11 protein-coding genes are annotated in these 14,055 nt (G+C 68.7%); all 11 read right to left on the reverse strand.

What is annotated here, in order from left to right:
- Positions 1-76: 76 nt before the first annotated feature.
- The 11 genes from Q9R02_RS03415 to rsmH all read right to left on the reverse strand — a co-directional run bounded on the left by Q9R02_RS03415 (position 77) and on the right by rsmH (position 13,928).
- Entirely contained in the window at positions 77-823 is a 747-nt protein-coding gene (locus Q9R02_RS03415) for a cell division protein FtsQ/DivIB (RefSeq protein WP_305995222.1), read from the reverse strand.
- Positions 816-2,207, reverse strand: coding sequence for a UDP-N-acetylmuramate--L-alanine ligase (gene murC / locus Q9R02_RS03420; RefSeq protein ID WP_305995223.1), 1,392 nt, complete (start codon positions 2,205-2,207; stop codon positions 816-818). The genes Q9R02_RS03415 and murC overlap by 8 nt, the downstream gene beginning before the upstream one ends.
- Positions 2,204-3,307 carry an undecaprenyldiphospho-muramoylpentapeptide beta-N-acetylglucosaminyltransferase gene (gene murG, locus Q9R02_RS03425; RefSeq protein WP_305995224.1) on the reverse strand — a complete coding sequence of 368 codons (1,104 nt, stop codon included), beginning with the start codon at positions 3,305-3,307 and terminating at the stop codon, positions 2,204-2,206. Before murG ends, murC begins: the two co-directional genes overlap by 4 nt.
- A 5-nt stretch (positions 3,308-3,312) precedes the next feature.
- Positions 3,313-4,596 (reverse strand): putative lipid II flippase FtsW, encoded by a 1,284-nt coding sequence (gene ftsW, locus Q9R02_RS03430; RefSeq protein WP_305995225.1) that lies wholly within the window; start codon positions 4,594-4,596, stop codon positions 3,313-3,315.
- Between the two features lie 3 nt (positions 4,597-4,599).
- On the reverse strand, positions 4,600-6,147 hold the full coding sequence (gene murD / locus Q9R02_RS03435) for a UDP-N-acetylmuramoyl-L-alanine--D-glutamate ligase (RefSeq protein ID WP_425279202.1): 1,548 nt from the start codon (positions 6,145-6,147) through the stop codon (positions 4,600-4,602).
- Positions 6,129-7,241, reverse strand: a complete 1,113-nt coding sequence (mraY, locus tag Q9R02_RS03440; RefSeq protein ID WP_305995227.1) for a phospho-N-acetylmuramoyl-pentapeptide-transferase — start codon at positions 7,239-7,241, stop codon at positions 6,129-6,131. The genes murD and mraY overlap by 19 nt, the downstream gene beginning before the upstream one ends.
- Entirely contained in the window at positions 7,238-8,737 is a 1,500-nt protein-coding gene (locus tag Q9R02_RS03445; RefSeq protein WP_305995228.1) for a UDP-N-acetylmuramoyl-tripeptide--D-alanyl-D-alanine ligase, read from the reverse strand. The genes mraY and Q9R02_RS03445 overlap by 4 nt, the downstream gene beginning before the upstream one ends.
- 13 nt (positions 8,738-8,750) lie before the next feature.
- On the reverse strand, positions 8,751-10,370 hold the full coding sequence (locus Q9R02_RS03450) for a UDP-N-acetylmuramoyl-L-alanyl-D-glutamate--2,6-diaminopimelate ligase (RefSeq protein ID WP_305995229.1): 1,620 nt from the start codon (positions 10,368-10,370) through the stop codon (positions 8,751-8,753).
- Between the two features lie 64 nt (positions 10,371-10,434).
- Positions 10,435-12,255, reverse strand: a complete 1,821-nt coding sequence (locus Q9R02_RS03455) for a peptidoglycan D,D-transpeptidase FtsI family protein (protein WP_305995230.1) — start codon at positions 12,253-12,255, stop codon at positions 10,435-10,437.
- A gap of 54 nt (positions 12,256-12,309) precedes the next feature.
- A complete protein-coding gene (gene ftsL / locus Q9R02_RS03460; RefSeq protein ID WP_305995231.1) occupies positions 12,310-12,942 on the reverse strand; it encodes a cell division protein FtsL in 633 nt (210 codons plus the stop codon).
- Positions 12,939-13,928, reverse strand: coding sequence for a 16S rRNA (cytosine(1402)-N(4))-methyltransferase RsmH (gene rsmH, locus Q9R02_RS03465; protein ID WP_425279212.1), 990 nt, complete (start codon positions 13,926-13,928; stop codon positions 12,939-12,941). Before rsmH ends, ftsL begins: the two co-directional genes overlap by 4 nt.
- Between the last annotated feature and the right edge of the window lie 127 nt (positions 13,929-14,055).

Below are 14,055 nucleotides of genomic sequence, written 5' to 3' on the forward strand. Positions count from 1 at the left end.
CTGTCCTCGACGGTATGTGCTCCATCAGGGACATTCAATGACCCGCCGCGCGTGTCGCCCAAGTCCGGCGGGAAAGTCATTTCGTCACCGGGTGACGGGGTGTGCTCACGTCGAAGGTGTTCACCGGATTCGCCGGATCATCAGGCTTCTTCAGGAGTGCCTGCAGCACCCTCGACTTCAGATCCATGTCATCTGCATTGCCCCAGATGACCTTCCTGCCGTCCTGCAGATCCAGGGTCACGGAGTCCACGGACCGGGCGGTCGCGTCCGCCAGGAGTGCCAGCACGGACGGAGGCAGGGAGCCCAGCACAGCGGTGACGGTCTTGAACACGTCGGGCGTCATGGTCTTGTCGGTACCGTCGACCAGCGGCAGCTTGGCCGTGGCCGGGTCCTGGACGGCGGCCAGGGGCGTGCCCTCGGAATCGACCAGGGAGAGCCCCGTGGAGTTCTTCAGAACCGCGACGGGAACCCGTTCGACGATGGTCAGCACCATCGTGTTCGGCGGCCGGAACTGCATGTCCCACGACTTGATCTGCACCACGGGCGCGAGCAGGCGCCCGACGTCGTCCTTGCTGATCTGCGGCAGGGGCTTCCCCTGCAGCGGAGCGAGCTTCTCCTGGACGGACTGTGCCGTGAGGAGCTTCGTCCCCCGCACGGAGACGTCCTTGAGGGCCAGAGCGGGGCTGAAGAGCGCCACCGCCATGAGCAGCAGCACCACGACGGCCGCACCGCCGATCGTCAGCAGCGCGGTCCGCCGCCGGCGGAGACGCGGGGGCTCCGGGAACGCCAGGACGCTGGCGCCGCCCTCCAGGCGGTCAGCCATGGGCGACGGCGTCTTCCAGGGCATCGAGGATCAACGCACCGTAGGCCGTCACATCGCCGGCCCCCACCGTGAGCACCACGTCGCCCTCGCCTGCGCCGCGCAGCACGGCCTCGACGGCCCGCTCCCCCGGTTCACTCGGCTTGGTGCCAAGGTACGCGGTGATGAGCTCACTGCTGACCCCGGGGATCGGGTCCTCACGGGCAGGATAGATGTCCAGCACCACGGCGGTATCGGCGAGGCGCAGGCTCTCGGCGAACTCCTGCGCGAACTCGCGGGTGCGTGAGAAGAGGTGCGGCTGGAAGAGCACGTGAAGCCGGTGCTCCCCCGCCACGGTCCGGGCCGCATTGAGCGCCGCACGCACCTCGGTGGGGTGATGGGCGTAGTCGTCGTAGACGCGGATCCCGCCCACCTCACCCTTGAACTCGAAACGGCGGGCGGCGCCGCGGAAGTCCTCCAGCGCGGCCAGCGCGTCGTCGGCGTTCACCCCCAGCTCGAGTGCGACGCCGAGCGCGGCCAGTGCGTTGAGCTGGTTGTGCCGGCCGGGCACCGTCAGCCGAAGCGGGTGTTCCTGCTCCCCGATCAGGACCGAAGGGTCCGAGGCGGTTCCGAGGAGCCGCAGATCCGCCGCTTCCGACGCGCCGTAGCGGAGAACCCGGGTGTGGCCCGCGGCGGCGACCCGGTCCGCGAGGGCGGCCGCGCCGTCGTCGTCGGCGCAGATGACCAGGAGTCCGTCGGCCGGCAGCAGCGCAGCGAAGTCGTCGAAGGCACGGTACACGGCATCGGCCGTGCCGTAGTGGTCGAGGTGGTCGGCCTCGACATTGGTCACGACGGCGATGCGCGGCGAGTAGTTCAGGAAGGAACCATCCGATTCGTCCGCCTCCGCCACGAAGACATCGTCCGCGCCGCTCGCGGCATTGACGCCGAGCGCCGGGACCGCCGCGCCGATTGCGTAGCTGGGGTCCAGGCCGATGCCCTTGAGGAGCACGGTGATCATCGAGGTGGTGGTGGTCTTGCCGTGCGTGCCGGCCACCGTGACCACCCGGTCCTCGCCCATGAGGGCGGCGAGGGCCTCGGAGCGGTGCAGCACCGGGATGCCGGCGTCGCGGGCGGCGAGGAGTTCGGGGTTGTCGGCGCGGATGGCCGAGCCGGCCACCACGGTCCCGGCGGGGCCCACATTGGCGGCGTCGTAGCCGACTGCGATCCGGGCGCCCTGCGCCTCGAGGTCGTGCATGACCGGCAGGTCCTTGGCATCCGAGCCGGACACCGCGACGTCGCGGGCCACCATGATGCGGGCGACGGCCGACATGCCGACGCCGCCGATGCCGATGAAGTGGACCGGCTGCCGCACGGGGGTCCCGGCGTGGTTCAGCTCAGCGGTGCTCATACTCGTGCTGCCTCCATGATCATGTCCGTCATCCGTTCATCCGCGTCCCGGATGCCGTGTTCCCGGGCCGCGCCCGCCATGCGTTCCAGGGCCGTGGGATCCTTCAGGAGCGGAATGACGTTCTCCTCGAGCCAGGCCGCAGTGAGCGCGGCGTCGCTGACGAGGAGCGCTCCCCCGGCCGCGACCAGTTCCGACGCGTTCAACGCCTGTTCGCCGTTGCCGATCGGCAGCGGGACGAACACCGCCGGAAGGCCGACGGCGGCGACTTCGCACACCGTCCCCGCCCCGCTGCGGCAGAGCAGGAGGTCCGCGGCCGCGTACACCGTCTCCATGCCATCCACGTATTCGACCTGCCGGTAACCTTCGAAGGCGAGTGGCAGTCCGTCATCGCTCAGCACCGTCTTGCCGCGGCCCGTGATGTGGAACGTCTGGATGCCTGCCGCAGCCAGGGCCGGAAGCGACTGCGCCAGGACCGTGTTGATGCTCTGAGCACCGGAGGATCCGCCCGTGACGATCAGGGCCGGCTTGTCCGCCGCTAGACCCAGAGCTTGGCGCGCCTGGGCCCGGGCGTCCGCCCGGTCGAGCTGCGCGATCTGACGACGCATCGGCATGCCGACGTGGCGGCCGTTCTTCAGGCTGGTCGCCGCGAACGCCGTGCCGACCCGGGCCGCGAATGCGGCCCCGACGCGATTGGCGAGGCCGGCCTTGACATTGGCCTCATGGACGACGACGGGAATGCCGAGCCTCCGTGCCGCCAGGTACATCGGGGTGCACACGTATCCGCCCACACCGAAGACGACGTCGGCCCCGGACTCCTGGAGAATGGCGCGCGCCTGCCGAACGGCTCCGAGCAGGCGGGCCGGAACCTTCAGGAGGTCCACCGACGGCCTGCGCGGAAGGGGCACCCGGTCGATGGTCCGCAGCTCATAGCCGGCCAGGGGCACCAACCGGGTCTCCAGGCCGCTTTCGGTCCCCACCGCGACGATGCCGGCCTCCGGGAGCCGTCGCCTGAGCGCGTCGGCCACGGAGAGCATCGGGCTGATGTGGCCCGTGGTGCCGCCGCCGGCGATCACGACGTTCAGGGTGCTGGGGGGATTCACGGTCGTCAGACCCTTTCCTGCGCCTTAGGGGCGCCCTTGCTGCTGGTGTGCTTCGTCCGGCCCACGGCCGGTTTCCGGGCGTTCTTGCCACGGGCCGGGGTGGCGCGGGTGGCGCCGTCCCGGGCAAGGGACAGCACGACACCGATGGCCATCAAGGTCATGAGCAGCGCCGAGCCACCGTACGAGATCAGCGGAAGCGGCACACCGATGACGGGCATCAGTCCCGTCACCATGGCCATGTTGAGGGCCGCCTGGCCCAGGATCCAGACCATGATCGTGCCGCCCAGGACCCGGTGGAAGAGCTGCTCCTGACGGATGACCACGCGGTAGATGCTCAGGCCGAGCACCGCGAAGAGAGCCAGAACCACGAGGGCTCCCACCAGGCCGAGTTCCTCCCCGACGATGGCGAAGATGAAGTCGTTGTGGGCTTCGGGGATCCAGGAGTACTTCTGGCGGCTCTGTCCCAGCCCGGTCCCCAGCAGCCCGCCGGTGGCCAGCCCGTACAGGCCGTTGGTGCTCTGGTAGGCGGAGTCGTAACTGTCGGAACAATTCTGGCCCGTCACCCAGGTGGTGATGCGGCACATGCGGTTGCCGCTCGTCAGCGCCGCCACGCCGGCCGCCGCCACCAGGGAGAGGCCGAACGCGGTGAGGATCTTGAAGTTGACCCCGGCGAAGAACAGTGCGGAGAACAGCAGCGCCATGAGGATCAGGGCCGTTCCGAGGTCGTGCTGGATCATGACGATCGCCACGATGGCGCCGCTGAAGATGATCGCCGGCATGACCACGTGCTTCCACTGCCCCAGGAGCTTCTCCTTACGGGCGAGGATGTGGGCCAGCCACACGGACATGGCGAGCTTGGCCGTCTCGGACGGCTGCACGGAGAAGCCACCCACGTTGATCCAGTTCAAGTTGCCCATGACCCGGATGCCGATCACGAACAGGGACAGCAGAAGAAGAACCGCCAGGAAGTATGCCGGCCAGGCGATGCGGTGCCAGAAAGCCACATTGCTGCGGGAGAGCAGGAACATGGCGACGAATCCGATCAGCGCCACGACGCCCTGCTTGAGGCCGTCCGCGTACGGGGACTGGCCGGCGGCGATGGACTCGACGCTGGAGGCGGAGATGACCATGAGCACGCCGATGGCGGTCAGGGCGATCGTGGATCCGAGGATCAGGTAATAGGCCGAATTGGCCGCCGCCCCGCGTCCTTCGATCCGCTGGAAGAGCCTGTCCAGAGCGGTCCTGGCCCGGGGCAGGAGACCGCGTGGTTGCCGGGAAGCGTTCTGCACTGACTACCCCTCCGAGTCGGCCGCCTGTCCCAGGACCACCTCGCGGACGGCGTCGATGAACGCCGTGCCGCGGTGGGCGTAGGAGGCGAACTGGTCCATGGACGCTGACGCGGGGGCGAGCAGCACTGTGTCGCCCGGGACGGCCACTTCCCGCGCCGCGGTGACGGCGCGGCGCATGGCCGCGTCGCCGTCGTCGGCCGGGGAGCCTTCCTGGAGCGTCTCCACCACCGCCGTATCCGGCAGGGTGCGCTCCAGCGCCTCCCGCAGTTCACGGCTTTCGGCGCCGATCAGGACGACGGCCTTGAGACGGTCCCGGTGGGCTGCCAGCAGTTCGTCGTACTGCACGCCCTTCGCGAGGCCGCCCGCGATCCAGACCACGTCCTTGAACGCGGACAGGGCCGCGTCGGCCGCATGGGGGTTGGTGGCCTTCGAATCGTTGATCCACAGGATCCCATCCTGCTTGGCCACTGCCTGGATCCGGTGGTCGCCGGGCAGGTAGGCGCGCAGACCCTCCTGCACCGCCTCCGCTGCGACGCCGTAGGCACGGGCCAGCCCGGCGGCGGCCAGCGCGTTCGCCACCGTGTGGCGGGCCGTGACGGGGCCCAGATCGGACAGCGTGGCCAACTCCTGGGCTGAGGTCCGGCGCTCCTGAACGAACGCACGGTCCACCAGGAGGTCCTCCACCACGCCGAGCATGCTCAGCGAGGGCGTGTCCGTGGTGAACGCGACGGCACGGCAGCCGTCCACCACGTCGGCCTCCTCCACCATGGCTTCGGTCTCCCGCTGCCCGGCGTTGTAGATGGCAGCGACCTTGGTGTGCGTGTAGACCTTCGCCTTGTCCGCAAGATACGCCTGGTAGGAGCCGTGCCAGTCGACGTGGTCCTCCGCGACATTGAGGCACACGCTGGCCAGCGGCGAGAGGGATTCGCTCCAGTGCAGCTGGAAGCTGGAGAGTTCGACGGCGAAGACGTCGTACTCGACCGGGTCACGGAGGGCGTCCAGCACGGGCGTGCCGACGTTGCCGACGGCGATCGCCTTCAGGCCGGCGGCCTGAAGGATGGAAGCGGTCATGCCCACCGTGGTGGTCTTGCCGTTGGTGCCCGTGATGGTGAGCCATTCGGGGGTCTTGCGACCTTGCCGGACGTTGAGGCGCCAGGCCAGTTCGATGTCGCCCCAGACGGCCACGTGACGGCGCGCGGCCTTGGCCAGGAGCGCCTGGTCCGGACGCCAGCCGGGCGAGGTGACGACGAGTTCCGCAGGCTCCCCGTCCACCAGCGGCAGGTGTTCCACGGCGTCCGGGCCGAGCAGGACGTCCGCCGCCCCGACGATCTTCAAGGTGTCGGCCTGCGCCACGGCGGTCTCCGAGGTGGCCGAGTCGACCACCACCACACGGGCGCCGAGCTCGATCAGGGTGTCTGCCGCGGCGAAACCGGAGATGCCGATGCCGGTGACCACAACGCGCAGTCCCGCCCAGTCGGCGTCCCAGGAGCGCAGGGAGTCCAGCCGCGCGCGCAGGGATTCATTCGGTGAAGTCACAGTGCGGCCACCCATTCGGCGTAGAAGATGCACAGACCCAGCCCGACGAAGAGCCCGGCCAGGATCCAGAACCGGACCACCACGGTGGTCTCCTGCCAGCCTTTAAGCTCGAAGTGGTGCTGCAGCGGTGCCATCTTGAAGATGCGTTTGCCGCCGCTGAGCTTGAAGTAGCCCACCTGGAGGATGACGGAGAGGGAGATGATCACGAACAGGCCGCCGATGACGGCCAGGAGCAGCTCGGTGCGCGTCAGGATGGCGAAGCCCGCCACGGCGGCGCCGATCGCCAGAGAGCCCGTGTCACCCATGAAGATCTTGGCCGGCTTGGTGTTCCACCACAGGAAGCCGACCAGGGCGGCACTCATGATGGCGGCCAGGATGCTCAGATCCAGGGGGTCCCGGACCGTGTAGCAGGTGCCGTTGCCCGTGCCGACGATCGAGCAGGCGTACTTGCGCTGCCAGATGCCGATGAGGATGTAGGCGCCGAAGACCATGATGGCCGCACCCGAGGCGAGGCCGTCCAGCCCGTCCGTGAGGTTCACGCCGTTGGACGCCGCGGTGACCAGGAAGTTGGACCAGATCACGAAGAGCACGGCACCCACCACGGTCCCGCCGAACGCCAGGTTCAGCCAGGGGATGTCCCGTACCAGCGAGATGTGGAAGGACGCCGGCGTGAGTCCGTTCTCATCCGGGAACGCCAGTGCCAAGAGGGCGAAGCTGATGCCCACGATGCCCTGCAGGATGAGTTTGCCCTTGGCCGTGAGACCGAGGCTCTGCTGTTTGGAGATCTTCTTGAAGTCGTCCAGGAAGCCCACCAGGCCCATGCCGACGGTCAGGCCGAGCAGGAGCAGGCCGGAAGCGGTGGGACCTCCCCCGCCATGCGGGTTGAGCAGCCACATGAGCAGATGCGTCAGGAAGTAGGCCAGGACCACCGAACCCACCCACACGGCTCCGCCCATGGTAGGCGTCCCGCGCTTGGTGTGGTGCGAGGTGGGACCGTCATCTCGGATGAACTGGCCATAGCCGCGGCGCACCAGCAGCTTGATGAAGGCAGGTGTTCCGACAAGGGAGAACAGGAGGGCTATGCCGGCTCCGGTCAACAGTGCGATCACAGTCGTCCGCTCCCTTCGTCACCGTGAGTGTCTTCGTGTGCTGAGGGGGACGCGGACGCCCCTGACGGTGTCCGTCCCCGTAATGCTATCCGATCGCCCAGATGGCGCAGCCCGACCCCGTTGGAGGACTTGAACAGGACCAGGTCGCCGGGCTTCAGTCCCTCGTCGAGGATCCGCTCGGCCTCTTCCAGGTCCTCCGCGAACAGTGCTTCGCTTCCCCAGGAGCCCTCGTTGATGGCCGAGATGTACAGGGCGCGGGCCTGCCGTCCGACCACCAGGAGCTGGTCGATGTTCAGCCGGACCACCTGAGTGCCCACCGCCGTGTGCTCACGGATGGACTCGTCACCCAGTTCGAGCATGGCGCCCAGGACGGCCCAGGTGCGGCGTTCGCGTCCCAGCTGCGCGAGCGTCTTCAGCGCGGCCCGCATGGACTCCGGGTTGGCATTGTAGGCGTCGTTGATGACGGTCACACCGTCAGTGCGCTCGGTCCGTTCCATGCGCCAGCGGCTGGCCGCCTTCTGTTCGTTCAGGGAGGCCGCGATCGCCTCGGGTGCCACACCGGCCGCGAAGGCGGCGGCAGCGGCGGCGAGAAGGTTGTTGACGTGGTGCAGCCCGATGAGCCGGGATGCGATGGGGTGGGCGCTTCCGTCCGGGAAGACCAGGGTGAAGACCGGCTGTCCCGCGTCATCCAGGCTCACGTCCTCGGCACGGATGGCGGCCGCGGTGTCGCCGTCGGCGCTGAATCCCCACACGGGTGCCGTGGCGCGTTCCCGCATGGCGGCCACCCGCGCGTCGTCGGTGTTGAGGATGACCCTGCCGCCGGCCGGGATCGCCTCGGCCAGTTCGCCCTTGGCGATGGCGATGTTCTCCACTCCGCCGAATTCGCCGGCGTGTGCGGTTCCCACGCACAGGACCACCCCGATGGAGGGCCGCACCATGTCGGTCAGGTAGGTGATGTGCCCGATCCCGGTGGCGCCCATCTCGATCACGAGATAGCGGGTGTCCTCGGTGGCCTGGAAGACGGTCAGCGGGACGCCGACTTCGCCGTTGTAGGACCCTTGGGGGGCCACGGTGGGACCCTGCGTGGCGAGGATGCCGGCCAGGAGGTCCTTGGTGGTGGTCTTGCCGGCGGATCCGGTGATGCCGACCACGGTCAGCTCACCGCCCTGCGCACGCCGGGCTTCACGGATGCGCTCGACGGCGGCCGCGGCCAGGGCGCCCATCGCCAGGATCGCGTCGGGGACGATCACGCTGGGGAACGGCAGGCCGTCGGCGTCCAGGATCTGGCGCTCGCCCAGGGTGAGGACGGCGCCGGACTCGACGGCGGCGGCGATGAAGTCGTGCCCGTCGGCATGCTCGCCGGCCTTCGCCACGTACAGGGAACCCGCTGTCGCCTCACGGGAGTCCGTGACCACGGAGCTCGGGGAAAGATGCGGATTGGCGGCCAGCTCGCCGCCAGTGATCTGGGCGATTTCAGCCGCTGTGAAGTCAATCATCTCGTCTGGAAGCCTAGTCGTTGCTCGTCGAAACACGGAATCCGCGCGCCGTGAGCGCGGTGCGGAGTTCCTCACGGTCATCGAGCGCGATGTTCACGCCCTTGACCTCCTGCCAGACCTCGTGCCCCCGGCCCGCCACCAGGATCGTGTCCCGCGGACCCGCCAGTTCCACGGCCCGCCGGATCGCCGCATCGCGGGGGAAGACCTCCTCCACCAGGCGGTCCGGATGGGCCGAATCCCGGGCCTCCTCGGCCCCGCGGAGCACGGCGGCCCGGATGGCCGCGGCGTCCTCGTCGTGCGGGTCGTCGTCGGTGACGATGACGACGTCGGCGCCCGCCACTGCGGTGGCGCCCATGATGGGCCGTTTGCCGGCGTCGCGCTCCCCCGTGGCCCCGAAGACGACGATGACGCGCCCCTCGCCCTCCGGGCCGCGCACCGCCTCGAGGGCGCGTTCCAGCGCATCCGGGTTATGAGCGAAGTCCACGATGGCGCGCGGCTCGGTGGCGAGCAGCTGCATACGGCCGGGGACCTGGACCGACAGCGGCTCGCCCTCGGCGAACAGTGCCTCGAGGCCTTCCGGGCTCACACCGGATTCCAGCACCATGACCATCGCCAGGGCCGCGTTCGCGATGTTGAACTCACCGGGCAGCGGCACGTGGGCCGAGATCCGCTCCCCCGCGGGGCCCGCCAGGACGAAGTCGGAGCCGAGCGCTCCGTGGCTCGCGACGTCCTGTACGCGCCACTCAGCCTCCGCCGGTTCGCCGGGCAGAGCCAGCCGCGTGACCGGGATCCCGCTCGCCTGGGCGAACCGCCCGCCCCAGCCGCCGTCCACGATCACGACGCCGCGGCGGGCACGCCCGGGGGTGAAGAGCTGGGCTTTGACGGTGAAGTACTCCTCCATGCCGCCGTGCAGGTCCAGGTGGTCCTGAGTCAGATTGGTGAAGCCCACGACGTCGAACACGACCCCGTCAACACGGTGGAATTCGAGGGCGTGGGAAGAGACCTCCATGGTCACCGCGCCGAGCCCGTGTTCCCTCATACGGGCCATCAGCGCCTGGACGTCGCTGGACTCGGGGGTGGTCAGGACGCTGGGGATGGCCTCATCGCCTGCGAGGATCTCGATGGTCCCGATCAGGCCCGGGACCGTGCCGAGGGCGCGCAGCAGGGCGTTGATGAAGTAGCTCGTGGTGGTCTTGCCGTTGGTCCCCGTGACGCCGAAGCGGCGAAGACCGTCGTCCGGCCCGTTGCCGTAGATGCGGGCGGCGAGGTCGCCGAGTACGGCGCGCGGTTCCCGGTGCACCAGCACGGGGAGATCATCGTCGGCGAGGAGGCGGGCACCTTCCGGGTCGGTGAGGACGGCGACGGCGCCCGCCGTGCGGGCCTGGGCGGCGAACTCCGCGCCGTGGCGGTGCGCACCCGGCAGTGCCGCGTACAGATCACCGGGCAGGATGGCCCGCGAGTCATTGCTGATGCCGGACACCAGCACACCGGTCCCCCGGGACACGGAGGCTCCGAGCACGGCGCTCAGATCGGCCAGCGCGACGGCCGGTGGGGCCACGGGCCGGAAGGCCCGCGCCCTCGACGCCGGCCCGTCCGGGGACGTCACACCGCTGCTGGGTTGTTGCTCTGACACGCTCTGCTCCAAATGACTGCTGCTGGCTGAATGGGGGTGGTCCGGACAGGCCGGCCCACGGGGTTCACTTCTGGGTGCCGTCGGATCCGCCAGGGCCGTACTGGTCCAGGTGAACCGGCGCACCGGTGGAGGGGGCCACGTTGTTCATGCGCAGGGCCTGGCCCATGATGTCGCGGAACAAATCGGCACCGTCGATGCCCATGATGTTCGTCTTGGGGCGCTGGATCAGCACCTCGACCACGTATTTCGGATCGTCCATGGGGGCCATACCGACGATCGAGGCGGTGTAGCCGCAGTAGCCCGCCTGCCCGTTGTCGCACGGTGACTGCGAGGTGCCGGTCTTGGCGCCCACCCGGTAGCCCGCGATCTGGGCGTCCTTCCACTCACCGGCGGTCACGACGCTCTCCAGCATGTCCTTGGTCTTCTGGGCGGTCTCGGGCGAAAGGACCCGGCGGACCTCCGTCACCGGCGTCTTCTGCACCTTGCCGTCCGGGCCGATGTAGGCGTCGATCAGTCGGGGCTTGAGCAGGACGCCGTCATTGGCGATGCTCTGGTAGGCCATGACGGTCTGCAGCACCGACTGGGACACACCCTGGCCGAAGAGCACCGTGTACTCCTGACGGCCGTCCCACTTGTCCGGCGTGGTCAGAATGCCCTGGGAAACACCGGGCAGCGGGATGTCCGGCGCCTCGCCGATGCCGAATTTCTTGAGCCAGTCGTAGCGCTCCTGCTTGGTCAAACGCTGTCCGGCCATGACGGTTCCGGTGTTCAGGGAGTAGCCCAGGATGCCGGCGAGGGTGCGGTTGAAGGCGGGGTGGTCGAAGGAGTCGCCGAAGGTCTGACCGTTGACCGTGTACTCGTTGGGGATGTGGAACTGCTCCTGGGGCGTGGACTTGCCCTCCTCTACGAGAGCGGCGGCCACCAGGGTCTTCTCCACCGAGCCGGGCTCCACGGCCGCCTGGACGGCACGGACCCCGAGGTCTTGCGCCGCAGAGCCGCCCGGGTTGTTGGGATCCGGCGCGTTCGAGTCCGCCATGGCCACGATGTTCCCCGTGCCGACCTCGGCGACGACGGCGATGCCGTACTCCGCCCCGGTGCTCTTCACCCGGGTCTGGATGACCTGCTGCGCGTAGTACTGCAGGTCCCGGTTGATGGTCAGGCGGACGGTCTGCCCGTTCTGGGCGGCCGTGACCTTGTCCGGAGCCTGAGGGATCACCAGGCCGTCGGCGCCCATCTCGAAGCTCCGGCTGCCGTCGGTGCCCTGGAGCAGCTTGTCCTGGGTCTGCTCGATGCCGCCCACACCGGTGGTGCCGTCCTGAAGATATCCCACGATCCCGCCGGCGACCGAGCCGTCCGGGTACACCCGCTGGCTGGTGCCCTGAGTGACCACGCCGGGGACGTTCAGGGCGGTGATCTGATCCGCGACGTCGGGCTTCACGCCCTTCGCCAGAAGGCTGTACTTCGATGTTCCCGTGGCCGCCGCCTTGACGGCGTTGAAGTCCTGCTTGAGGAGGGCGGCGAGTTCCTTGAGCCCCTGATCGCGACTGACCTCGACCACACGGGTGGGGTCCTTGGGGTCGCGCCGCTCAAAGGTGTCCGCCGGAGTGTTCGTGCTGGGGTCGATCACCACGTTGTAGCGGATGATCGAGTTCGCCAGGACGTTGCCGTTGATGTCTTCGATGGCGCCGCGCTGCGCGGGCAGGGTCACGGTCTTCGCCCGCAGGCTCTCCGCCTTGGCCGCCAGATCTCCGATATCAAACCCCTGGATCAGGATGAGCTTCCCGCCCACCACCAGGAGCAGCGTCAGCATGACGCCCAGGCCGATCCGCAGCCGCTTCCGGACCCTCGTGGCGCCGCCCTTGCGATTGTTTCTGCCGGTGCTCACCGCGCCTCGCCTTCCGTTGGCCTACATGGGGTTGCAGGCCGCTGCCTGTCTCACTCAGTTGCCCGGCGTCCTCTGCGCGGGTGCAGGGACGGAGCCTCCGTTCAATTGAACCTTAGGAACCTCGGGAGCAGCGGGAGCCACGGGCTTGGTCTTCGTCTCAGGAGCCTGAGCCTGGCCCGGTTGCTGGTCGGGAAGGGCCGTGACGACACTCAGCTGGCCGGCGATCTCCGGCGCGGCGATCTGAACCAGGCCGGACTTCGGGTCCTTGACCGCGGCCACGGCCTTGCCGGTGACCGTCAGATTGTCCAGATCGATCTGGCCCTGCCCGGCGGACGGGACCATGCCGAGGGCTCCGGCCTTGGCGGCCAGATTCTGGGGAGCGCTGAAGTTCTGGACCTGCTGGGTGAGTTCCTGGTTGGACTTGCTCAGCGAGGACTGCTGGGCCTTCAGGTTCACGATCGCGTACTGCCCCTCGGAGAGCTGGATGTTCAGGGTGAGCACCCCGACCAGAGCGGCGGCGAGCACGGTGAAGCAGGAGATCACGAACATCAGCGAACGACGGCGCGGCGCGGCGGGCACGACGACGAGCGGCGTGCGTCTGCGCTCCTTGGCAGGGGCGGGCGCCGCCAGTTTGCGGGCCGTGTTGCCGATGGAGCTGGCCGTCATGCGGTTGTTCACTGAGCTCATGCCGTCCTCCTGGTCCTGATGCGCTCGGCCGCCCGGAGACGGGCCGATGCTGCACGGGGGTTTTCCGCGATCTCCTGCTCGGTGGGCTGTTCGGTGCCCTTGGTGATGGTCTTCAGTTCCGCCTTGTGCTCCTCGAGTTCCACGGGGAATCCGGGAGGGGCCGACGATGTCGAGGCCGCCTGGAACACCTTCTTGACGATCTTGTCCTCCAGCGAGTGGTAGGACATGACGACGGCACGGCCCCCGAGGGCCAGAGCGTCGACGGCGGCCGGGACGGCTCGCTGGAGCACGTCGAGTTCCTCGTTCACCTCGATACGGAGCGCCTGGAACGTCCGCTTGGCCGGGTGCCCGCCTGTGCGGGCCGCTGCCGCAGGCACGACGGCGCGAATGGCGTCGACGAGTTCTCCCGTGGTGCGCAACGGCGACTGCTCCCGGCGTGTCACGATGCTCCGGGCGATCCGGCCGGCGAACTTCTCCTCGCCCCAGGAGCGGATGATCCGGACCAGGTCCTGCTCCTCGTAGTCATTGACCACATCGGCCGCGGTCTGCCCGCGGCTGGTGTCCATGCGCATGTCCAGCGGGGCGTCATAGGAGTAGGCGAAGCCCCGGTCCCGTTCGTCGAGCTGGAGGGAGGAGACGCCGAGGTCCATGAGGACGCCATGGACACGCTCGATGCCGAGATCTTCCAGGACATCGGGGATCTCGTCGTAGACGGCGTGGACCAGACTGGTGCGTCCCGTGAAGGGGTTCAGCCGTTCTCCGGCCAGGGCCAGCGCCTCCTCATCACGGTCGATGCCGATCAGGTGAAGGTCCGCGTGACGCTGCAGCATGGCTTCCGAATGACCGCCCATGCCGAGAGTGGCATCGATGACGACGGGTTGCTCACCCCGCTCCCTGGCGGCTTCGAAGCCGGGAGCAAGGAGCATCAGACAACGTTCTTTGAGTACAGGGATGTGACGTTCGGAGGTGGGCCGGGACCCGCTCATCTCCGCCATGTGCTCTCCTGCCGTGGTGGTGGTGCCGCTTGCGTTCGTGCCCTGCCGATGCGCCGAATCCTGTGACGGGATCCCCATCCGCGCCGCGGGCCGTCTGCCTGGCTCCGGGGAAGGTGAG

This window comes from Arthrobacter horti, from assembly GCF_030731045.1.
GTDB classification, from domain to species: domain Bacteria; phylum Actinomycetota; class Actinomycetes; order Actinomycetales; family Micrococcaceae; genus Arthrobacter_E; species Arthrobacter_E nanjingensis.